This is a genomic window from Alishewanella sp. SMS8 (genome assembly GCF_030737935.1).
Taxonomy (GTDB): domain Bacteria; phylum Pseudomonadota; class Gammaproteobacteria; order Enterobacterales; family Alteromonadaceae; genus Alishewanella; species Alishewanella maricola.
In genome coordinates this window covers 1,340,720-1,359,051 of sequence record NZ_JAPJEA010000001.1, presented here as the reverse complement: position 1 = coordinate 1,359,051, position 18,332 = coordinate 1,340,720, and the positions used below count along the sequence as shown (strand labels likewise).

Sequence of the window (18,332 nt, the reverse complement as noted above, 5' to 3'; positions counted from 1 at the left end):
GTTGGTTTGAGTATGCGAAAGAATAAACTGTTATTAGGCATTGGCTTAGCCGCACTGGTTTGCGTGGCTATCTATCAGTATGTTAATTACCAAGCGGCTAAGATCATTGGCCAGCAAATTGACTACATTAACCAATCTTATGCCCAAATGGCGTCTGCGGGTTTGATGCCTGGGCTAAGTTTGAGCTATCAGCGGATTAAAGCCAATTATTGGCAAGATGATTACCGGATTGAAGGTTTACAAGTCGATGTGGCGGCCGTCGGTGTTTTGGCAGAAGTAGATAAGCTGCAAGTACGTGGCTTTGAGCCGGGTACGTTAGCCGATAACGGTCAGGTATCGATTGTGGGGTTAAAACTCTCTGAAGGGATGCAGGTGTTTTTGCCGCCCGAGTTGGCCAAACTCGTCAAAGGCTTATTCATCAATACGGATTATCAATATCATTACTCAGGGAAAAGCGGCAATTTGCGTTTAACGCAGCAATTGTATATTGGCGAGGGCCTCTCGGTAAATTTTCAATTGCAGATGCAAAAGATGCAGCGGTTTTGGCAGTTTGCCAAACAGTGGACGGCAATGGACGCTGAAGCGCAGCAAGTATTTAGTCAGTCGGATGCTTATAGTCAGCAGTTAACACAAGCCTTAACCGAAGGTTTAGTGGCAGAGGGGCAGTTAAATATCGTTAATGCGGGGTTTTTACAAGCCTTGTATCAGGCGCTTCGTCAAACCGAGCAAACCGCACAAGTGGAAGCGTTAAAAGGGCAGTTAGAGCAGTTTTTAACGCAGCATCCCAGCTTACCGAGTGCCATTAGCCAGCCGCTATTGATTTTTTTGGCCGATCCGCGCGCGTTAACCTTTCAATTTAAATTAGAGCAACCGTTAAGTTTTGTGCAGTTACAGCAAGGTGAGTGGCCAGAGCAGGTGCAAAGCGCTGAGCAGATGTTAGAGTTTGGCAATATGCTCTTGCTGGTTAATCCAGAATAATGTCACAAGCAGCGTAGTAGTTGGCTGCTTGTGACCAATACCGTTTTAGCCTAACCAGGGCAAACGGGCTTTGCGCTGCGCTTCAAAGGCAGAAATTTCTGCACCTAGTTGTTCGCTGGAGCCGATAAAGTCTAAGCCACTTAGTAAGCGTTGTTTAATATCAGGCTCAATACTAAATCCCATTGCGGCGTTATTACCAAACATAATTTCTTGGCTAGCTAAATCGATCTGCCATTGTTGCGGCCCTTGGGCGCAGCGTTTAAACAGCAGTTCAATATTGGTTTTGCTTAGCTGAATTAATAACATGCCGTTATTCACGCTGTTATTAAAGAAAATATCGGCAAAGCTCTCGGCGATAATTACTTGAAAACCATACTGTTGCAGTGCCCAAGGCGCATGTTCACGGCTTGAACCACAGCCAAAGTTTGCTCGGGTTAACAAAATAGACGCGCCTTGGTATTGCGGGAAGTTCAGCACAAAGTCGGTATTCGGGACGCCGTCTGCTACATAGCGCCAATCATAAAATAGCGCTTCGGCAAAACCATCACGGCTGACTGAGGTTAAAAACTGTTTTGGGATGATCTGATCCGTATCCACATTGTTTTTATCTAATGGGCAGACTAACCCGGCTTTAAAAATCTGACTCATGCCCAGTCTCCTTGCGTGATATTAACAAATTTACCGGCAATTGCCGCGGCCGCTGCCATAGCAGGGCTTACTAAATGGGTGCGGGCGCCACGACCTTGGCGGCCTTCAAAATTACGGTTGCTCGTAGAAGCACAGCGTTGACCGGCTTCTACGCGATCGTCATTCATGCCTAAGCACATGGAGCAACCGGGCTCACGCCATTCAAAACCAGCCGCTTTAAAGATATCGGCTAAGCCTTCAGCTTCGGCTTGGCGTTTTACAATACCAGAGCCAGGTACAACTAAAGCCCGTACGCCCGCCGCAACGGTTTTGCCCTTGATCACACTGGCCGCGGCACGTAAATCTTCAATGCGGCTGTTAGTACAGCTACCAATAAACACCACATCCACTTGGCAATCCGTTAATTTTTGACCGGCACTTAACCCCATATACTGCAGCGCTCGTGCTGCGGCATCACGTTTCGTTTCGTCCGCAAAGCTTTCTGGGGCAGGCACCGGCGTATCGACCGAAATGACTTGCTCAGGGCTGGTGCCCCAAGTCACTTGCGGTGCAATATCGGCGGCATTAATCTGTACGGTTTGATCAAATACCGCATCGCTATCTGAATGCAGGCTTTGCCAATAACTGACAGCGGCAGGCCAATGTTCACCTTGAGGCGCATTGGCTTTATCTTTTAAATAAGCAAAAGTAACGTCATCTGGTGCGATCAAGCCGGCTTTTGCGCCCATCTCAATGCTCATATTGCACAGGGTCATACGGCTTTCCATGCTCATAGCGCTAATGGTATCGCCAGTAAATTCTGCAACATAACCATTACCCCCGGCAGTGCCGAGCTTACCAATGACCGCTAAGGCGACGTCTTTTGCAGTGACATGCGCAGATAATTGACCATTGATCTCGACTTTCAGGGTTTTAGCTTGTTGTTGTGGCAGTGTTTGTGTGGCTAACACATGTTCCACTTCTGAAGTACCGATGCCAAAGGCTAAGGCACCAAAAGCGCCATGCGTTGAAGTGTGCGAGTCGCCACACACGATGATCATACCTGGCTGCGTTAAGCCTTGCTCAGGGCCAATGACATGCACAATGCCTTGATCGGGATGAGTTAAATCCAAAATCGGGATCTGGTTTTCGGCACAGTTTTCGGCCAGCGCTTCAAGTTGTTTGCGCGAGGTTTCACCGGCGGCATCTAAACTGCGCTTTTGCGTGGATACGTTGTGATCCATGGTGGCAAAAGTGAGATCGGTACGACGCACATGACGCCCAGCCAATTTTAAACCTGAGAAAGCCTGAGGCGAGGTCACTTCGTGGATCAAATGCCGGTCTACATATAATAAATCGGTGCTGGCATTAATTTTACCCACAACATGGCTTTGATAAATCTTCTGATATAGCGTTTGGCCCATCAGTTGTTCTCCTGGCGTAAAGTGGCAACAATGGCAGCGCCAACGGCGGCCGTTCCATAAGTCGATTTCGGGTTAATATCGCGGGTAACAATGTGTTGCTCTAAGCAAGACTGCACTGCTTTCTCAATAGCTTGCGCCGCGGTTTCTTCCGCAAAGCTGTAACGCAGCATTAAGGCGACACTGAGAATTTGTGCGATAGGGTTAGCAATACCTTTGCCGGCAATATCTGGGGCGCTTCCGCCCGCGGGTTCATATAAACCGAAACCACTGCCGTTTAAGCTGGCAGAGGGTAATAGACCCAATGAACCGGCAATGGCCGCAATTTCGTCCGATAAAATATCGCCAAACAAGTTATCGCATAGCATCACGTCAAATTGTTGCGGGCTGCGGATAAGTTGCATGGCGGCATTATCGATATACATATGCTCTAGGGTGATGTCAGGGTATTCTTGTGCTACTCGTTCAACGGTTTCGCGCCATAAAATACTGGTTTGCAGCACGTTGGCTTTATCAATCGAGGTCACTTTTTTGCTACGTTTGCCGGCGGCTTCAAAGGCAACGCGGGCAATCCGTTCGATTTCTGGTACGCTGTAGCGCTGAACATCATAAGCATCAACAGCGGTACGGCCTTTCTCACCGAAATAAATACCGCCGGTCAGTTCACGAATACATAACACATCCATGCCCAGTGAGCTGACGCGGGGGTGTAGCGGTGATAACTCTGCAAAGGCAGGATAAATTTGCCCAGGGCGCATATTACAAAACAAATCAAAGGTTTTGCGCAGGGGTAACAATGAGCCACGCTCTGGTTGACTGTCTGGCGCTAAACCGGTCCACTTAGGGCCGCCGACCGAGCCAAATAAGATAGCATCACTGTTTTTACAAAGTGCTAAGGTTGCCGCAGGTAAGGGCTCACCGGTTGCATCAATCGCAGCGCCACCGACTAAAGCTTCTGTTAGGCTTAAGCTAAACTGAAACTTTTCTGCCACTACGTTTAACACTTTAATGGCTTCGGCCATAACTTCTGGGCCGATGCCATCACCGGCCAATACGGCTACTTTATAATGCTTACTCATCATTCACCTGCTGTCTTGTTAATGTGTGATTCGTGATTTTTCGCTTGCTTGTGGGCATGGATCGTTTGAGCGCGTTGGATCATATTCAGCACATGCACATAGGCCAGCACCGAAGCACGTACGATATCGGTGGCTAAACCCGCGCCATGAAAGCGTTGGCCTTCATATTCCGCGGTAATATCGACCTGGCCTAAAGCATCTTCGCCACTGCCTTTGGCCGACAAATTAAAATCGACCATCTTGATCTGCAACTGGCTAATGCGTTGCACGGCTAAGAAAGCGGCTTCAACCGGGCCATTGCCCGTTGCCGCTTCGGTTACTACCTTGCCTTCACAACTTAAACCCACTGTGGCGCTTGCCACATGGCCGGTATGCGTAGAAGAGCTTAAAAACTCTAATTTGTAGAATTCGTCTTGCTCTTGTAAGTTTTGGAAAAACACCAAGGCTTCTAAATCGTAATCAAATACCCGACCCTTTTGATCGGCTAAGGCCAAGAAGCTTTGATAAACCTCTTCTAATTGATAATCCTCTTTGGTGTAACCCAGCTCGGCTAAACGATGTTGAATGACATGGCGACCCGAACGCGAGGTTAGGTTTAATTCGTTTTGTCGAATACCGACGTGCTCTGGCGACATTATTTCGTAGGTGTTCTGTGCTTTTAACACGCCGTCCTGATGAATACCCGAGCTGTGTGCAAAGGCATTTTCACCGACAATGGCTTTATTCGGTTGGATCGGCATATTACAAATTTGGCTAACCAAATGAGAACTACGATAAATTTCGGTGGTTTTAATATCGGTGTACAAAGGCGCTAACACGTCTTTGCGGGTATTGATGATCATCGCCACTTCTTCTAGTGAGCAATTACCAGCACGTTCCCCGATGCCATTGACCGTACATTCGATTTGGCGTGCCCCGGCTTGAATGGCACTGATACTGTTCGCCACCGCTAAGCCTAAATCGTTATGGCAATGCACGCTTAAGCGCGCTTTATCAATATTCGGCACCTTGCTTTTTAAGCTATGAATAATGGCAGCGAACTCGTTCGGGATGGTGTAACCGACGGTATCGGGGATATTAATGGTGGTTGCGCCGGCAGCGATGGCGCGTTCAACTATCCAGCATAAATCGTCAATCGGTGTACGTCCGGCATCTTCACAAGAAAATTCAATATCGTCGGTGTAGCGGCTGGCTAACTTAATGGCGGCGACAGCTTGTTCAGTGGCTTGGGCTAGAGTTTTGCGCAATTTGTACTGCAAGTGTAAGGGCGAGGTGGCAATAAAGGTATGAATGCGGCGGCGCTCGGCATCTTTTAACGCTTCGCCACAGGCTTCAATATCAGCACTGACTGCGCGAGAAAGACCACAAATAACCGGCCCTTTAACTTCACGGGCAATACGCTGCACTGAAGCAAAGTCACCTGGGCTAGATACCGGAAAGCCCACTTCCATCACATCAACATTTAAGCGGGCAATAGCATGCGCCAGTTGAATTTTTTGCTTTTGGCTTAAGCTGGCGCGTAACGCCTGCTCACCATCACGCAAGGTGGTATCGAAAATCCAAATTTTGTTATCAGCACTCATCACGCTTTCCTTTTAATGGCCTTAGGCGTACAACATGCCGGAAGTAATAAAAAAACCCCGGCCAAGGCACGGGGTTTTAGTTTATCGGTAGTGAACGCTCACCAATAAGCACGACCCCGTGCAGCGCAGAGGAGCACGAGGAGTAGGCTAATGATGTAGGTCACAACTGAAGAATTCATTTACTGTATTGCTGCCTTATTTACAGAACGCCATATTAATAACATGGTTATTTTTGCAGTGCAACAGTATAGATGGCTAAATGGATAAAAACTTTGGTTGTAGATTGCGCAATTTTCAGTGTGTTGCCCAATTTTCGATGGGCTCTTTACTTAACCACGTTGCACCTAAGCCGCGACGACGTTAGATTAAGGCTTGCTGATTTTTAAGGAACGTCTTGTGCAAGTGAAACTGATTTTCTCGGCCCTAACCATGGCCACATTACTGGGCGCGTGTCAAAAAGCGCCAGAACCCGTTGTGACAACAGATGCGTGGTCGCCTTTGGCTCAGCGTTATGTCAGTTTAGTTTTGGCACTGGGTGAGCATGATAAAAGTTATGTCGATGCCTATTATGGCCCTGCCGAATGGGCAGAACAGGCCAAAACGGCTGCGCAATCAGCGGCAGAGATTGCCACTGCGGGCAGTGCTTTACAGGCTGAAATCAGGGCGTTAAGTGCAACGGATGCGCAGCTACGATTACGCCAACACTATTTAATTACGCAATTAACGGCCTTAGTTAGCCATGCGCAAACGCTGGCAACGGGCAAGCGGGTCAGTTTTGAGCAACAAGCACAACAATTGTATGACACCTTGCCGCCGCAACGTGATTTGGCCAGTTTTGATACTGTTTTAGCTGAGCTAGATGCGCTAGTGCCGGGCGAGGGGGATTTAACCGAGCGAGTGGTTGCATACCGCGCGGGCTTTGTGATCCCGCAAGATAAACAACAGCAGGTCTTTGAGCGGGCGATAGCTGAGTGTCAGGCTCGCACGCTCAGTCGCATAGATTTACCCCAGCAGGAGCGTTTTACGTTGGAGTTTGTCGAAGACAAACCCTGGAGTGGCTATAACTGGTATCAAGGTGCGGCTTATAGTCTGATCCAAATTAATATCGAGCGACCCATTGATATCGCGCGCGCGGTCGACTTGGGGTGTCATGAAGGGTATCCAGGACATCACACTTATAATGCATTGTTAGAACAGAAATTAAAAAACGAGTTACAGTGGGTCGAATTTAGCGTTTACCCCTTATTTAGTCCGCAGTCGTTAATCGCGGAAGGTACGGCAAACTATGGTATTAGTATGGCGTTCCCTGGTGAGCAAAAGATGCAGTTCGAGCGCGATGTGCTCTATCCGTTAGCGGGCTTAGATGCTGCGTTGGCTGCAGAGTATGAGCAATTTTTAAAGTTAATGGCTCAACTAAGCTATGCCGGTAATGAAATTGCGCGGTTATACCTCAATGGTGAAATTGATGCGGCAACGGCGCAAAGCTTACGCCAGCGTTACTTATTGCAAAGTGAAGCAGAGGCCAAGCAAGGCATTCGGTTTGTTGATACCTATGGCGCCTATGTGATCAACTACAATTGGGGCAAAGATTTAGTGAAGAATTATATCGAGCAAGGCGGCTCTGAAGATGAGCGCTGGCAACGTTTTATCAGTTTGTTGTCAACGCCGAAGTTGCCCTCTTCTATTGCTTGGGAATAAAATGCTCGCCGTTGCCCGTCGCTCGTGTTTACATGCGCGACAGCTTACTTAAACCGATAAACAGGAAATTGCATGGAACGTTACTTTGAAAGACTGATGTATGGCACGCGCTGGATCATGGCACCGATATATCTGGGTTTGAGTTTATGTTTAATGGCATTAGCCATTAAATTTTTTCAGGAAATATTTCATGTTATCCCAATGATTTTTAGCATGAAAGAAGTAGAACTGATCCTGATCACCCTAAGCTTAATTGATATTGCTTTGGTTGGTGGTTTGTTGGTGATGGTGATGTTTTCAGGTTATGAAAACTTTGTCTCGCGGCTCGACTTACACGGCCATGATGACAAGTTAGGTTGGTTGGGTAAGTTAGATTCTAACTCACTGAAAAACAAGGTAGCGGCGTCTATTGTTGCAATCTCGTCCATTCATTTGCTAAAAGTGTTTATGAATACCGAATCTATCGATAACGATAAGATTAAATGGTACTTATTGATCCACATTACTTTCGTATTATCTGCTTTTGCGATGGGTTACTTAGATAAAATTTTGCGCGACAAGCCTGATGCAAAAGCCGTGAGTGTTGAAAACAGTAAACTATAACATTTAGCCGGTACTCGACATAACAGCGTTGAGTTAACAAGGTTTTTTGTATAACTCAGGCTAAGTAGCTACGAGTAGACCTATTTATTAGGATCGGTTTATGTGTAGTTACTTTGTCTAACGAGTTGCTAAAGTGACAGCTTTTTTTACAGTCTGGTTAGACCTCTTTTTATAAGCACGTAAAAATCAATGGCTTAATATTTTGGCATTTATTTTGCTTTGTTTTTTAGTGTTGTTTCTTGTCATCTCTAAACAACCTCGAATTCTTAATCGTGAATAATGACCCATCAAATGATATTTGGAGTACAGATGAAACTTAAGGTATTAGCACTTTCGCTAGCATTTACCCTTTCAGCGGCTTTTCTACCGGTCTCGTCAGCTCATGCTGGTTTAATCACTGCCGATTCTTCAACTTGGAATGCTACAGGTACCGCTCTTGCAAGAAACACTGGGCTTTTGAATGCCAACAGCTTTTATATTTGGAATGTTGATACTAACTGGTTTATTCGTTGGACTTTTAGCACGGCTACAAACATAAACGGTACGCTTAACCTACCCACCGGCAGCACATTAAGCTTTCACTCACCTGAGTCAGGTACCTATGATTCGTTAAACAAGACTACGGGGGCTTTCACTTCTTATGTGGCCGGTGGTTATCTTGATGGTCTGAATTTTACCTTAGCTGCCGGTGAAGTTTTCGATTTTCAGGTATTTAAAACTAACAATACTGCTTTTACTTATGATGTTTATAGCGGCTCCACTTTAATTGAGTTGGCGTCTTTAAGTAATAACAACCAAAACAACAACGGCATATTATTAAGCTATAATCCGCCTAGAACTGCTAATATTGCTGCAGTACCAGAACCCACTACTCTTGCTTTAATCGGTTTGGGTTTATTAGGTTTGGGCGCGGCTCGTCGTCGTAAAGCATAATTATTGCTTGATGTAAAAAAACCAAAAGCTCGGTTAAATGGCTTTTGGTTTTTTTGTTTGTATTGTCAGTTTACCTTCTACAATAAGTTTCAATAGCCTTGCTATTAGTAATACTTCAAGCCGTCAGCCTTACCTCTAAACGCGTAATAGGCTACTGCGGTATAGGCCGCAATCACCGGAATGACCACCACTGCGCCAAAGAAAATAATCAGTAGCGACTCCCGCGAGCTGGCCGCTTGATAAAGTGTCATTTGGTTTGGCACGACAAATGGATAGAAACTTAGGGCTAAACCGATAAAGCTGCTGATAAAAATCACGTTACAAATGGCAAAGGGCAACCAAGCACCGGCATCTTTTGGCAGTGGTAAACGTTTCAAGGCCAAATAACCAATAACAAACATGGCAAAGCACAACAACGGGATCGCAGCAAAGAAATAGGCTAATGGCGGTTCAGTCCACACTTGTAACACGTTAGCGTTGACCATAGGGTTAATCAGGCTCACCGCCAAGATCCCGCTGAGCGTTAACACGCCCGCTATTTTACAGTGCTTAATGGCATGCAGTTGCAGCTCACCGCTGGTTTTGCCAATCAGCCAGGCATTACCAATCATCGCATAGGCGGCCGTAACACACAGACCGCTGAAGCACGCGAAAATAATACTGCCCGTATGATACTGTAAACCCATCACATAAATGCCCAGCATAAAGCCCTGACTGAAGGTTGCTAACAGCGATCCGGCTTTAAAGGTGTAATCCCAGTACACTTTACGCTGAGTTTTTACCTTAGCCCGAAAGTCAAAGGCAACACCGCGTAAAATTAAGCCGATGAGTAACATGGCCGTGGGCAAATATAACGCATGTAAGATAGCGCTGTGCGCGGCGGGAAAGGCAACCAGTAACAAACCTACCGCCAATACGAGCCAAGTTTCATTGGCATCCCAAAACGGGCCAATCGAGGCAATGGCCGTATCGCGCCAAGCTTCGTTGCCCATCGGTAGGGTGATGCCGACCCCTAAATCATAACCATCTAAAATGGCATAGAGTAAAATCGACAGGGCAGTCAGGCCACCAAAAACCAGGGCCAAATGTTCGGCCGTTAACCAATTCATCATGCTGAAGCTCCTGTGGCTTTGTCAGTGGCTGGCGCGTTTTCAGGTAAACCTGGCATCGTCAGATCATACTCTTCTACTTCTACCGCACGCTTGGCTAACCAGAACAGCGTTTTGATATAGAGCACCAGCAACACGGCATACAGCACTAAATATAAGCCTAGGGTTAGCGCGACATGCTCACTTGGCACGGTAGTTACCGCGTCACGTGTTTTTAATAAGCCATACACTAAGTAGGGCTGCCGTCCAATTTCGGTGACATACCAGCCGGCTAGGGTGGCGACCCAGCCCGAGAACGTCATACCGATAAGGAGTTTTAAATGCAGCGGTGTCAGCGTTTTATGCCTCACTAGTTTAATACTGCTCCACCAAGCCACTAGCAGCATCAGCATGCCGATTCCCACCATAACGCGGAAGCTATAAAACACTGGCGCAACGGGCGGATGCTCGCCGACAAATTCATTTAAACCTTTCAGTTCGCCATTCGCATCGTGCGTTAAAATTAAACTGGCTAATTTCGGGATCTCAATTGCAAAGCGATTTTGCTGGGTTTCGGCATCGGGAATGGCAAATAACACCAGAGGTGCGCCTTTTTCGGTATGCCAAATACCTTCCATTGCCGCGATCTTTTGCGGTTGATGTTCTAAGGTGTTTAAGCCATGGAAATCACCGACCAATGCCTGAGTGGGCGCTAAAATTGCCGCAGTAAATAAAGCGGTTTTCAGCGTCAGTTTCGGGGCTTTTTTGTTATCGCCACGTAATAAGCGATAGGCAGAAATACCGGCCACCAGGAAACAAACGGTGAGGGCCGAGGCCAGCAACATATGCATAAAGCGATAGGGAAAAGACGGGTTAAAAATAATCGCGAACCAGTCGGTGGCATGGACTACGCCATCGCGCATTTCAAAACCTGCTGGCGTTTGCATCCATGAATTCAGCACTAAGATCCAAAATGCCGAGAAGGTGGTGCCTAAGGCGACTAAAAAAGTGGCGAGGGTATGCGCCCAGCGCGGCACTTTATGAAAACCAAATAACATAATACCGAGCATGGTAGCTTCAAGAAAAAACGCTGTTAATATTTCATAGGCCAGTAAGGGTCCAGCAATATTACCGATGGTTTCCATAAAACCAGGCCAGTTAGTGCCAAACTGAAACGACATGGTGATGCCGCTAACGACACCCAGTGCAAAGGTTAGCGCAAACACTTTTACCCAAAAGCGATAAGCACGCATCCAAACCGGATGCTTTGAAAAGTCGAAGCGTAACTTGAAGTAAAATAACAACCAACCTAAGGCAATGGTAATGGTTGGGAACAGGATATGAAAACTAATATTGGCCGCAAATTGAATACGCGACAGAATTAACGTGTCTAACATAACCACCTCAGCAATAGGCTATTAAGCGTCTTTTTTCGAGCGAAACTTTTCGGTAAATTCCAACACCTTGCCAACACCAGAGCCAAGCTTCATTAATGTGTTTAACTTTTCAGGCGATAACGACTGCAAGCTTTGTGTCCAGTCGGTAATGTTTTCGAGTAAATCATGGATTTCGGTAATGCGCTGTTGTGCAAAGCGCTCTTCTTTATTTGCCGCTTCATCCATCATAATGTCGCGCAGCAGTGACAGCGTTGGGTCCATTTCACGCTTACGGCGCTCTTCAAACACCTTATTGGCCATGTCCCAAATGCTGCCGCGACAACAATAGTATTCTTTGCGATCACCGGCTTTATGTTGCACTTGTACTAGTTGCCAACTGCCCAGCTCTTTTAAACCCATGCTGACGTTGCCACGAGAAATACCCAATAACTCGGCAATATCATTGGCGCAGATCGGCTCTTCACTCACTACTAGCAAGGCATAAATTTGCCCAACGGTGCGGTTAAATCCCCAGCGGCTTCCCATCTCACCGAAGTGGTAAACAAAGGATTCAATCATTGGTGTCATTTGCATAACTCGGACCTTACTGAACTTTCAGAAATTTCTGAAACTATTGTACGCTCAGATTTTGATCCTGATCAATGTGTTTCTAGAAAATTTATATTAAGCCCTGGGAAGATGCTGAGCAGTTGCTGAAGCAGACGCCGGCATGAAATCGTTGTCGAGTTGTGCTGATACAGTTGATTTTGTTCGATAAAGCATCAGTTGCGCGCTGATTAGCAGATAATTTCAGAAATCGCTTGCAAAAATGGCTGAGCTTGCATAATATTCGCGCCGTTCTGTCGGTACTAATCAGTACTCGTTGCCCGGGTGGTGAAATCGGTAGACACAAGGGATTTAAAATCCCTCGAGGGAAACCTCGTGCCGGTTCAAGTCCGGCCCCGGGCACCATTTTATTTCTGCGCTTTTTCTCCCTTTTCCACACTAATTTGTGTTTGTTAATTGTCTGCAATATCCTTATCTATAGTCTTGTTTTTGTTCTGATTGTGTCTCTTGTCGTCACACCATACGGCTTTATAAAAACTGAAGTTTATGCAAGTTTGCTTTTATCACTTCAATCCTAGTTCATACGGTTCGTTTTGTACGACAAAATGTGACTCAACATGTCAAGGTTTAATAGTGATCTGATAAGCGGCAGACTGGTCAAATTGGCTAACTCGATAACATTGCCAATAGACAGGGCAGTGATTGTTAGTATTGGATTTATAACAACATTGCCGATTAAAAAGCTGCTATACCGCGTATTTACTGCTAGAGTAAATGAATAAACACACCCTTTATTTTATGGGGGTAGTTTTATTGGCATAAACTATCTCTAAATGGATCAATGAGGCACCCTATGTTCAGGTCATTAAGTATTCAAAAACGATTGCTTAGCGCATTTGGAGCGCTCGTTTTGATGTTAGCGGGTTTGGGCGCATATAACCTGAACACGATGTCTGATATTCGCGATCGAGCGAGTCAAGTCGAAACCAATATTCTACCTTCGTTGATGAATTTGGCAGACTTAAATCTAAATGTAACTCGCTTGCGGGTATTAACCTTAAGACTGATGCTAACAACGGATATTCGCCAAGAAGGCGAAACCCTACAATTAGTTGAAAATGTCCGGGCAGAGGTTAAGAAAAACGTATCAGCTTATGAAAGCGTGATTACGCTTGCAGAAGAGAGACAAGTGTTCAATGTCTTTAAAAAAGCAGAAGAAAGTTATCTAGACATTCAACAGCAAGTGATTGATTTGCTAAAGCAAGATGAAACGGGGGAAGCCTTAGATCTGTTGCCTCAGATGAATGGCTTAGAAAATACCCTTACCCAAAATTTGTTAAAGTTAACTAGCATAAATCAGCAGTCTGTCGCTGATTCTCGAACCGCTTCGATTGCGGCTTATGAAAGCGCTAAGTTGGTTGTTATCGCATTAATTGCGTTAGCCGTAATTACTGCTATTGCGATAGCGTTAATGATTTCAAAAAGTATTAATCAGCCTTTATCGCAGGTTATTGAGTCAGCTCAGTTTATTGCCAACAGTGATTTAACGCGGGATGTTTGTCGTGATGGTAATGATGAACTGACTAAATTAGCGCAAGCCATTTCGCAAATGCAAACTAATTTGCGTGAAGCGATCGGTCATATCTCTAGTTCAGCCAGTCAGCTGGCTTCTGCAGCGGAAGAGTTAAATGCGGTGACGGATGAATCCGCTCGTGCTATTCAACTTCAAAATGATGAAGTGCAACAAGCTGCTACTGCGATAACCGAAATGAGCTCTGCGGTGGATGAAGTGGCGGCAACGGCTATGCAAACCTCGGAAGCGTCTATCCAATCCGCTGCCTTAGCAGAAGATGGCAGTAAAAAAGTACTGCAAACCCGCACTGTTATCGACAAGATGAATGCCGATGTCCGGCAAAGTACCAGTGTGATTAATGTCTTAGCTGAAAAAGTGTCTTCGATTAACCAGGTATTAGAGGTAATTCGTAGCGTAGCAGAGCAAACGAACTTACTGGCACTGAATGCGGCCATTGAAGCCGCTCGAGCGGGGGATGCCGGCCGTGGTTTTGCCGTGGTCGCCGATGAAGTGCGTAGTTTAGCGCATCGCACTCAAACCTCGACTGGGGAAATTGAATTAATGATCAATCAGGTGCAAGCCTCGGTAAAAGAAGCCGTTAGTGCAATGGGCTTAATTAGCAGCAATGTGGATAATGCACAAAACGTGGCAATTGAAGCGGCCACGGCGTTAACACGTATTGCGGAAAACATCACCAGTATTAGTGATCAAAACCACGTTATCGCCAGCGCAGCCGAAGAGCAATCGAAAGTGGCACGGGAAATTGATCGAAGTATTATTACCATTAGCGACCTTGCCAATCAAACGGCAACTGGCTCGCATCAAACCACGGCCAGTGCTTCAGAGCTGTCTCGTTTAGCGACACAACTAAACGAGTTAGTTAGCCGCTTTAAAGTGTAATGCGCTAGATAGCGCCAGTTATGCTGGCGCTTTTTTAGGCACGAAACTTGTTCACTTCTAGCCTTAGCATTTTAGCTTGGTTGGCCACATCGTCACTTAATTGATTGGTTTTTACTGCTACGTCAGCAGTGTCCTCAGATAAGTCACGAATTTTTACTACATTACGATTGACCTCAGCTGCAACAGAGCTTTGCTCTTCAATTGCGGTAGCGACTTGAGTGGTCATGTCCATTATATTTGATACAGCGTTGGTAATGGTTTGAAGTAACTCACTGGCTGCCGCTGCTTGAGTTGCGCTTCGCCCCCCCTCGTCACCACATTCCTGCATGATCTTGGTAATGCCCTTAGTGCGTTCTTGCAGTTTTTGAATAATACCTTCAATTTGATGAGTCGATTGCTGGGTTCGCTGTGCAAGTGTTCTCACTTCATCTGCAACCACCGCAAAGCCTCGGCCGGCATCCCCCGCTCGAGCGGCTTCGATGGCGGCATTCAGTGCCAGCAAATTCGTTTGTTCGGCAATACTTCTGATGACGTCTAGCACTGAACCAATACTGGTACTGTCTTTTTGTAACTCAACTGCTGATAAATTGGCGTGTTGTAAACGCTCAGCAAGAGCATGCACATAGGTAACCGTATCATTAACTTGTTTCTGTCCTTTTTGTGCATGCTCATTGGCCGTTTGCGCGGTATTGGATGCGGCTTCCGTATTTGTCGCAATTTCCTGAATAGTTGCGCCCATCTCGGTTACTGCCGTCGCGACCATATCGGTTTCACCTTGTTGTGCTTGCGTCACGTCTGCGGTACTCGCTGCAGTCTTTGCAAGTTCAACCGTGACTTTATCTAATGTCTCCAAAGAATGATTCACTGATTTTACTAAATTTTGGACATCGGAAAGCAAGGAGTTCATGTCCTGACCGAGAGCTGAAATTTCATCTTTACCAGTGAGTTGCAAGCGTAGGGTAAAATCTTTATTTGTTCGTATCTTTGCTAAATCGCTTGAGGCTTGGCTAATGGGTTTATTGATACTACGAGCAATTAAACTTACCAAAGAGATCACCAAAAAGATGATCAGCACAAATAGGCCAAGGCTCAATCTATTAATTTTTTGCATAGCCAGCTCAAAACGACTGCTAAGCTGCTCTGACATATCTGCAAGTAAGGTTTCTGTTGCTTGGATTTGTTGGCGCATATTCCCCTCTAGCCCTTCACTTGGGGTCAAACCTCGTTGTTGGAATAGCGCCACGAGTTGTTGAAAGACAGTCTGATAGTCGTTGTATAAAAGTGCTTCTGCTGGGGTTAATGTGGCAGATAACTGGCGGCTAAGTGTTAGGTGGCGCTCAGCACTTTCTTGTTGCAGATAGGTGATAAAATCTTTTTCAACAGAGCGGATCTGCCAGTATAAACCTTGTTCAAAAGGGCGGTCGCTCAAACTGTTGTGTAATGGTTGGCTAGTTTCCATCAAGCTTGCCATTAGCCCTTCTTTTGCGGTTAAGCCGATCTGTTGTTCAGTTAAAATTAACTGATCAAAAGCTTGTGCATAAAGCTGAACTAAAGCGGCAAATTTTTGCGTTTGTTGTTGTTCTATCGAGAGTGACTGTAATAGCGCTTGCAGTTCAGTCATTTTTTGAGTGAGTTGTTGTTGAGTATCTTGATGTCGCTGTTGATAGCGTAATTCTTTTCGTAATAAAAAATCTTTTTCATGGCGCCGTAAGGTCAGCATGCCGCTATTCAATTCAGCGATGAGTTTATCTGCTTGAGATAGCTGACTTAAGGTTCGCTCTTGATATTGCATAAGGAACAACATAAATCCTAGGGCTGTTACGGCTACAGACGCGATTAATATTAGTCTTGTGCGAATGGTAAAAGTGTTCAAGTGCATAAAATCTCCGTATTAAGCCTAGGCTTTTATAAGTTGGGTCATAACAGTCCTTTGTTGAATGGCGCTTTTATATCGTCGAATGAAAAAAGTAACCTTTTAAAAGCATAAACCTAGTTTGCTGCCATGGCTACTTTTGTTAGTAGAGAATCCAGCCTTTTAAGTCGCCCCCCACATTTAAGCCATGTGCGTTGCCGAAGTCTTCTATGCTATTCTGCATGGATAATTAGAAGGAATCATTATGCCTAGATACTCTGCCGATTTTATTAAAGATATGCCGAAATCCGACTTACACTTGCATCTGGATGGTAGCCTGCGTTTAGACAGTTTAATTGAGATGGCGCAGCGCAGTCAGGTGGCATTGCCATCACAAAGTATTAGCGGCCTCAAAGAGTTGGTGTTTAAAGACCGTTACCAAAATTTAGGTGAGTATCTACACTGCTTTCAATATACCTGTGCGGTGCTGCGCGATCCTGAAAACCTAGAGCAAGCGGCTTATGAGCTGGCGTTGGATAACCAAGCCGAGGGCGTCAATTATATCGAGGTACGTTTTGCCCCTCAGCTATTAATCGATTTAACGCGAGGCATCGACTTTGACCAAATCATGCACGCGGTGAACAATGGTTTAAAACGCGCTATGCAAGAGTACAACGCCACAGAGCGGGTGTTGCGTGGCGAGCGGCCACCGTTTCATTACGGCATTATCAATTGCGCGATGCGCATGTTTGGCAATAAAGGGTTTTCGCCTTATTACACCAATTTATTTCAGTTAATGCGTGATTTTGCGCCGATGGATGTGATTAAGCTAGCTGCGATGGAATTAGTACGCGCCAGTGTGCGGTTGCGTGACGAAGAAGGCATCCCGATTGTTGGGTTAGATTTGGCCGGGCAAGAAGCAGGCTATCCTGCTGGCAAGTTCAAAGAAGTGTATGAATATGCGCATCAACACTTTTTATTAAAAACCTTACATGCGGGTGAAGCTTATGGCGCAGAAAGTGTGTTTGAAGCCATCACAGAATGTTATGCCGATCGTATTGGCCACGGTTATTCGATGTTTATGCCCGATATGATTAAAGATCCCGCTATTCTAGATAAAGCCAGTTATATTCAGAATTTGGCTTCTTACATTGCCGATAAGCGTATTGCAATTGAAGTGTGCTTGACCAGTAACTTACAAACCAATCCGGCTATTACCAATATTCGCCAGCATAAATTTAAAGACATGTTAGAGCACCGTATTGCCACGGTCATTTGTACTGACAACCGCTTAGTGTCAAATACTACGGTCAGTAAAGAATATCAGCTGGCGCTAGATAACTTTGATGTGCCATTAAAGCGGCTGAAAGATATGGTGGCTTATGGTTTTAAGAAGAGCTTTTTCCCAGGAAGCTATGTGGAAAAGCGTCAATATGCCAAACACTGTTTAGAATATTTCGATCGCGTAGCGCAGCGCTATGGTTTTATTTAGTTAGAACAGCGGCTTAGGCTGTGTGTCGCAAAAAGCATACAGCCTAAGTTGTTGATTTTAAACATTATCTATTTTATGCTGTTTTTAGTGTCGCCAATTGGCAACACCCTCACCAAACTCACCACACTGAAATATCTCGATAATCACCCAAGCTGTTGAAACAAAGATGATTTTTAATGTTGGCACGCGCCGTGCATTATCTATGATACGACTGCAGGGGAATAGCGTAAAGGCAAAGCAGTTTTACCTTTACGCGATTCTCCTGAGACAGTTCTAACCGCCTACAACAAGGCTTCATTTGCGGAGAAGTATCATGGATATGTTTTTAAGTTTTGTTACCCTGTTTCTGGTTGCTAACATGGCTATTGTGTTCACTATGCTGCGTCGTATCGATTTGAATAACAGCAGTGTGCAAGCGTGGGAGCAAGAACAAGCCGTGCATCTGGCACAGGCTCCACAAACCACCTTTACTGCCTCATTAACCACCGAGTTGGCGCAGTAAGCTTTATCTGATCTGCAGCGTTATGCTGAATCTGCCTTGGCCAGCATTGCTGGCCTTTTT

At 45.6% G+C, this 18,332-nt stretch carries 15 protein-coding genes and 1 tRNA gene; 8 read left to right on the top strand and 8 right to left on the bottom strand.

Going from position 1 to position 18,332, the window contains the following annotated elements; all coding sequences use genetic code 11:
- Positions 1 to 12 precede the first annotated feature (12 nt).
- On the top strand, positions 13 to 978 hold the full coding sequence (locus ORJ01_RS06275; protein ID WP_306177313.1) for a hypothetical protein: 966 nt from the start codon (positions 13 to 15) through the stop codon (positions 976 to 978).
- Positions 979 to 1,023: 45 nt separating this feature from the next.
- Here ORJ01_RS06275 and leuD read toward each other — a convergent pair whose 3' ends face one another.
- From leuD to leuA, 4 genes are read right to left on the bottom strand one after another with little or no spacing between them, the layout of a single operon-like run.
- Complete coding sequence (leuD, locus tag ORJ01_RS06270) at positions 1,024 to 1,626, bottom strand: 3-isopropylmalate dehydratase small subunit (RefSeq protein WP_306177312.1); 603 nt, start codon at positions 1,624 to 1,626, stop codon at positions 1,024 to 1,026.
- The gene (gene leuC, locus ORJ01_RS06265) at positions 1,623 to 3,029 is read right to left on the bottom strand and encodes a 3-isopropylmalate dehydratase large subunit (RefSeq protein WP_306177311.1); all 1,407 of its coding nucleotides are present in this window, start codon (positions 3,027 to 3,029) and stop codon (positions 1,623 to 1,625) included. The genes leuD and leuC overlap by 4 nt, the downstream gene beginning before the upstream one ends.
- On the bottom strand, positions 3,029 to 4,108 hold the full coding sequence (gene leuB, locus ORJ01_RS06260) for a 3-isopropylmalate dehydrogenase (RefSeq protein WP_306177310.1): 1,080 nt from the start codon (positions 4,106 to 4,108) through the stop codon (positions 3,029 to 3,031). The genes leuC and leuB overlap by 1 nt, the downstream gene beginning before the upstream one ends.
- Positions 4,105 to 5,688 carry a 2-isopropylmalate synthase gene (leuA, locus tag ORJ01_RS06255; RefSeq protein ID WP_306177309.1) on the bottom strand — a complete coding sequence of 528 codons (1,584 nt, stop codon included), beginning with the start codon at positions 5,686 to 5,688 and terminating at the stop codon, positions 4,105 to 4,107. Before leuA ends, leuB begins: the two co-directional genes overlap by 4 nt.
- A 396-nt stretch (positions 5,689 to 6,084) precedes the next feature.
- Between leuA and ORJ01_RS06250 the strand changes: the two genes are divergently transcribed.
- The 3 genes from ORJ01_RS06250 (at position 6,085) to ORJ01_RS06240 (ending at position 8,922) form a co-directional block, all read left to right on the top strand.
- Complete coding sequence (locus tag ORJ01_RS06250; RefSeq protein ID WP_306177308.1) at positions 6,085 to 7,386, top strand: hypothetical protein; 1,302 nt, start codon at positions 6,085 to 6,087, stop codon at positions 7,384 to 7,386.
- Between the two features lie 72 nt (positions 7,387 to 7,458).
- Positions 7,459 to 7,989, top strand: coding sequence for a TIGR00645 family protein (locus ORJ01_RS06245; RefSeq protein WP_229584693.1), 531 nt, complete (start codon positions 7,459 to 7,461; stop codon positions 7,987 to 7,989).
- A 279-nt stretch (positions 7,990 to 8,268) separates the two neighbouring features.
- The gene (locus ORJ01_RS06240) at positions 8,269 to 8,922 is read left to right on the top strand and encodes a PEP-CTERM sorting domain-containing protein (RefSeq protein WP_306177307.1); all 654 of its coding nucleotides are present in this window, start codon (positions 8,269 to 8,271) and stop codon (positions 8,920 to 8,922) included.
- A 104-nt stretch (positions 8,923 to 9,026) separates the two neighbouring features.
- Here ORJ01_RS06240 and ORJ01_RS06235 read toward each other — a convergent pair whose 3' ends face one another.
- The 3 genes from ORJ01_RS06235 to ORJ01_RS06225 are packed head-to-tail and all read right to left on the bottom strand — an operon-like array spanning position 9,027 to position 11,980.
- On the bottom strand, positions 9,027 to 10,031 hold the full coding sequence (locus ORJ01_RS06235; protein ID WP_226750712.1) for a cytochrome d ubiquinol oxidase subunit II: 1,005 nt from the start codon (positions 10,029 to 10,031) through the stop codon (positions 9,027 to 9,029).
- Positions 10,031 to 11,407: a cytochrome ubiquinol oxidase subunit I gene (locus ORJ01_RS06230; protein ID WP_306177306.1), complete on the bottom strand. Its 1,377-nt coding sequence runs from the start codon at positions 11,405 to 11,407 to the stop codon at positions 10,031 to 10,033. Before ORJ01_RS06230 ends, ORJ01_RS06235 begins: the two co-directional genes overlap by 1 nt.
- Positions 11,408 to 11,428: 21 nt before the next feature.
- Positions 11,429 to 11,980, bottom strand: coding sequence for a GbsR/MarR family transcriptional regulator (locus tag ORJ01_RS06225; RefSeq protein ID WP_306177305.1), 552 nt, complete (start codon positions 11,978 to 11,980; stop codon positions 11,429 to 11,431).
- Positions 11,981 to 12,271: 291 nt separating this feature from the next.
- Here ORJ01_RS06225 and ORJ01_RS06220 point away from each other — a divergent pair.
- Together ORJ01_RS06220 and ORJ01_RS06215 are read left to right on the top strand one after the other, a co-directional pair.
- A tRNA-Leu gene (locus ORJ01_RS06220) sits at positions 12,272 to 12,358 on the top strand.
- Between the two features lie 448 nt (positions 12,359 to 12,806).
- Entirely contained in the window at positions 12,807 to 14,426 is a 1,620-nt protein-coding gene (locus ORJ01_RS06215; RefSeq protein ID WP_306177304.1) for a methyl-accepting chemotaxis protein, read from the top strand.
- 34 nt (positions 14,427 to 14,460) lie between these two features.
- On the opposite strand, the gene ORJ01_RS06210 is transcribed toward ORJ01_RS06215, so the two are convergent.
- A complete protein-coding gene (locus ORJ01_RS06210; protein ID WP_306177303.1) occupies positions 14,461 to 16,230 on the bottom strand; it encodes a methyl-accepting chemotaxis protein in 1,770 nt (589 codons plus the stop codon).
- A 313-nt stretch (positions 16,231 to 16,543) separates the two neighbouring features.
- Between ORJ01_RS06210 and ORJ01_RS06205 the strand changes: the two genes are divergently transcribed.
- Together ORJ01_RS06205 and ORJ01_RS06200 are read left to right on the top strand one after the other, a co-directional pair.
- On the top strand, positions 16,544 to 17,770 hold the full coding sequence (locus tag ORJ01_RS06205) for an adenosine deaminase family protein (RefSeq protein ID WP_306177302.1): 1,227 nt from the start codon (positions 16,544 to 16,546) through the stop codon (positions 17,768 to 17,770).
- A 313-nt stretch (positions 17,771 to 18,083) separates the two neighbouring features.
- Positions 18,084 to 18,272: a hypothetical protein gene (locus ORJ01_RS06200; RefSeq protein ID WP_226750419.1), complete on the top strand. Its 189-nt coding sequence runs from the start codon at positions 18,084 to 18,086 to the stop codon at positions 18,270 to 18,272.
- Positions 18,273 to 18,332: the final 60 nt, after the last annotated feature.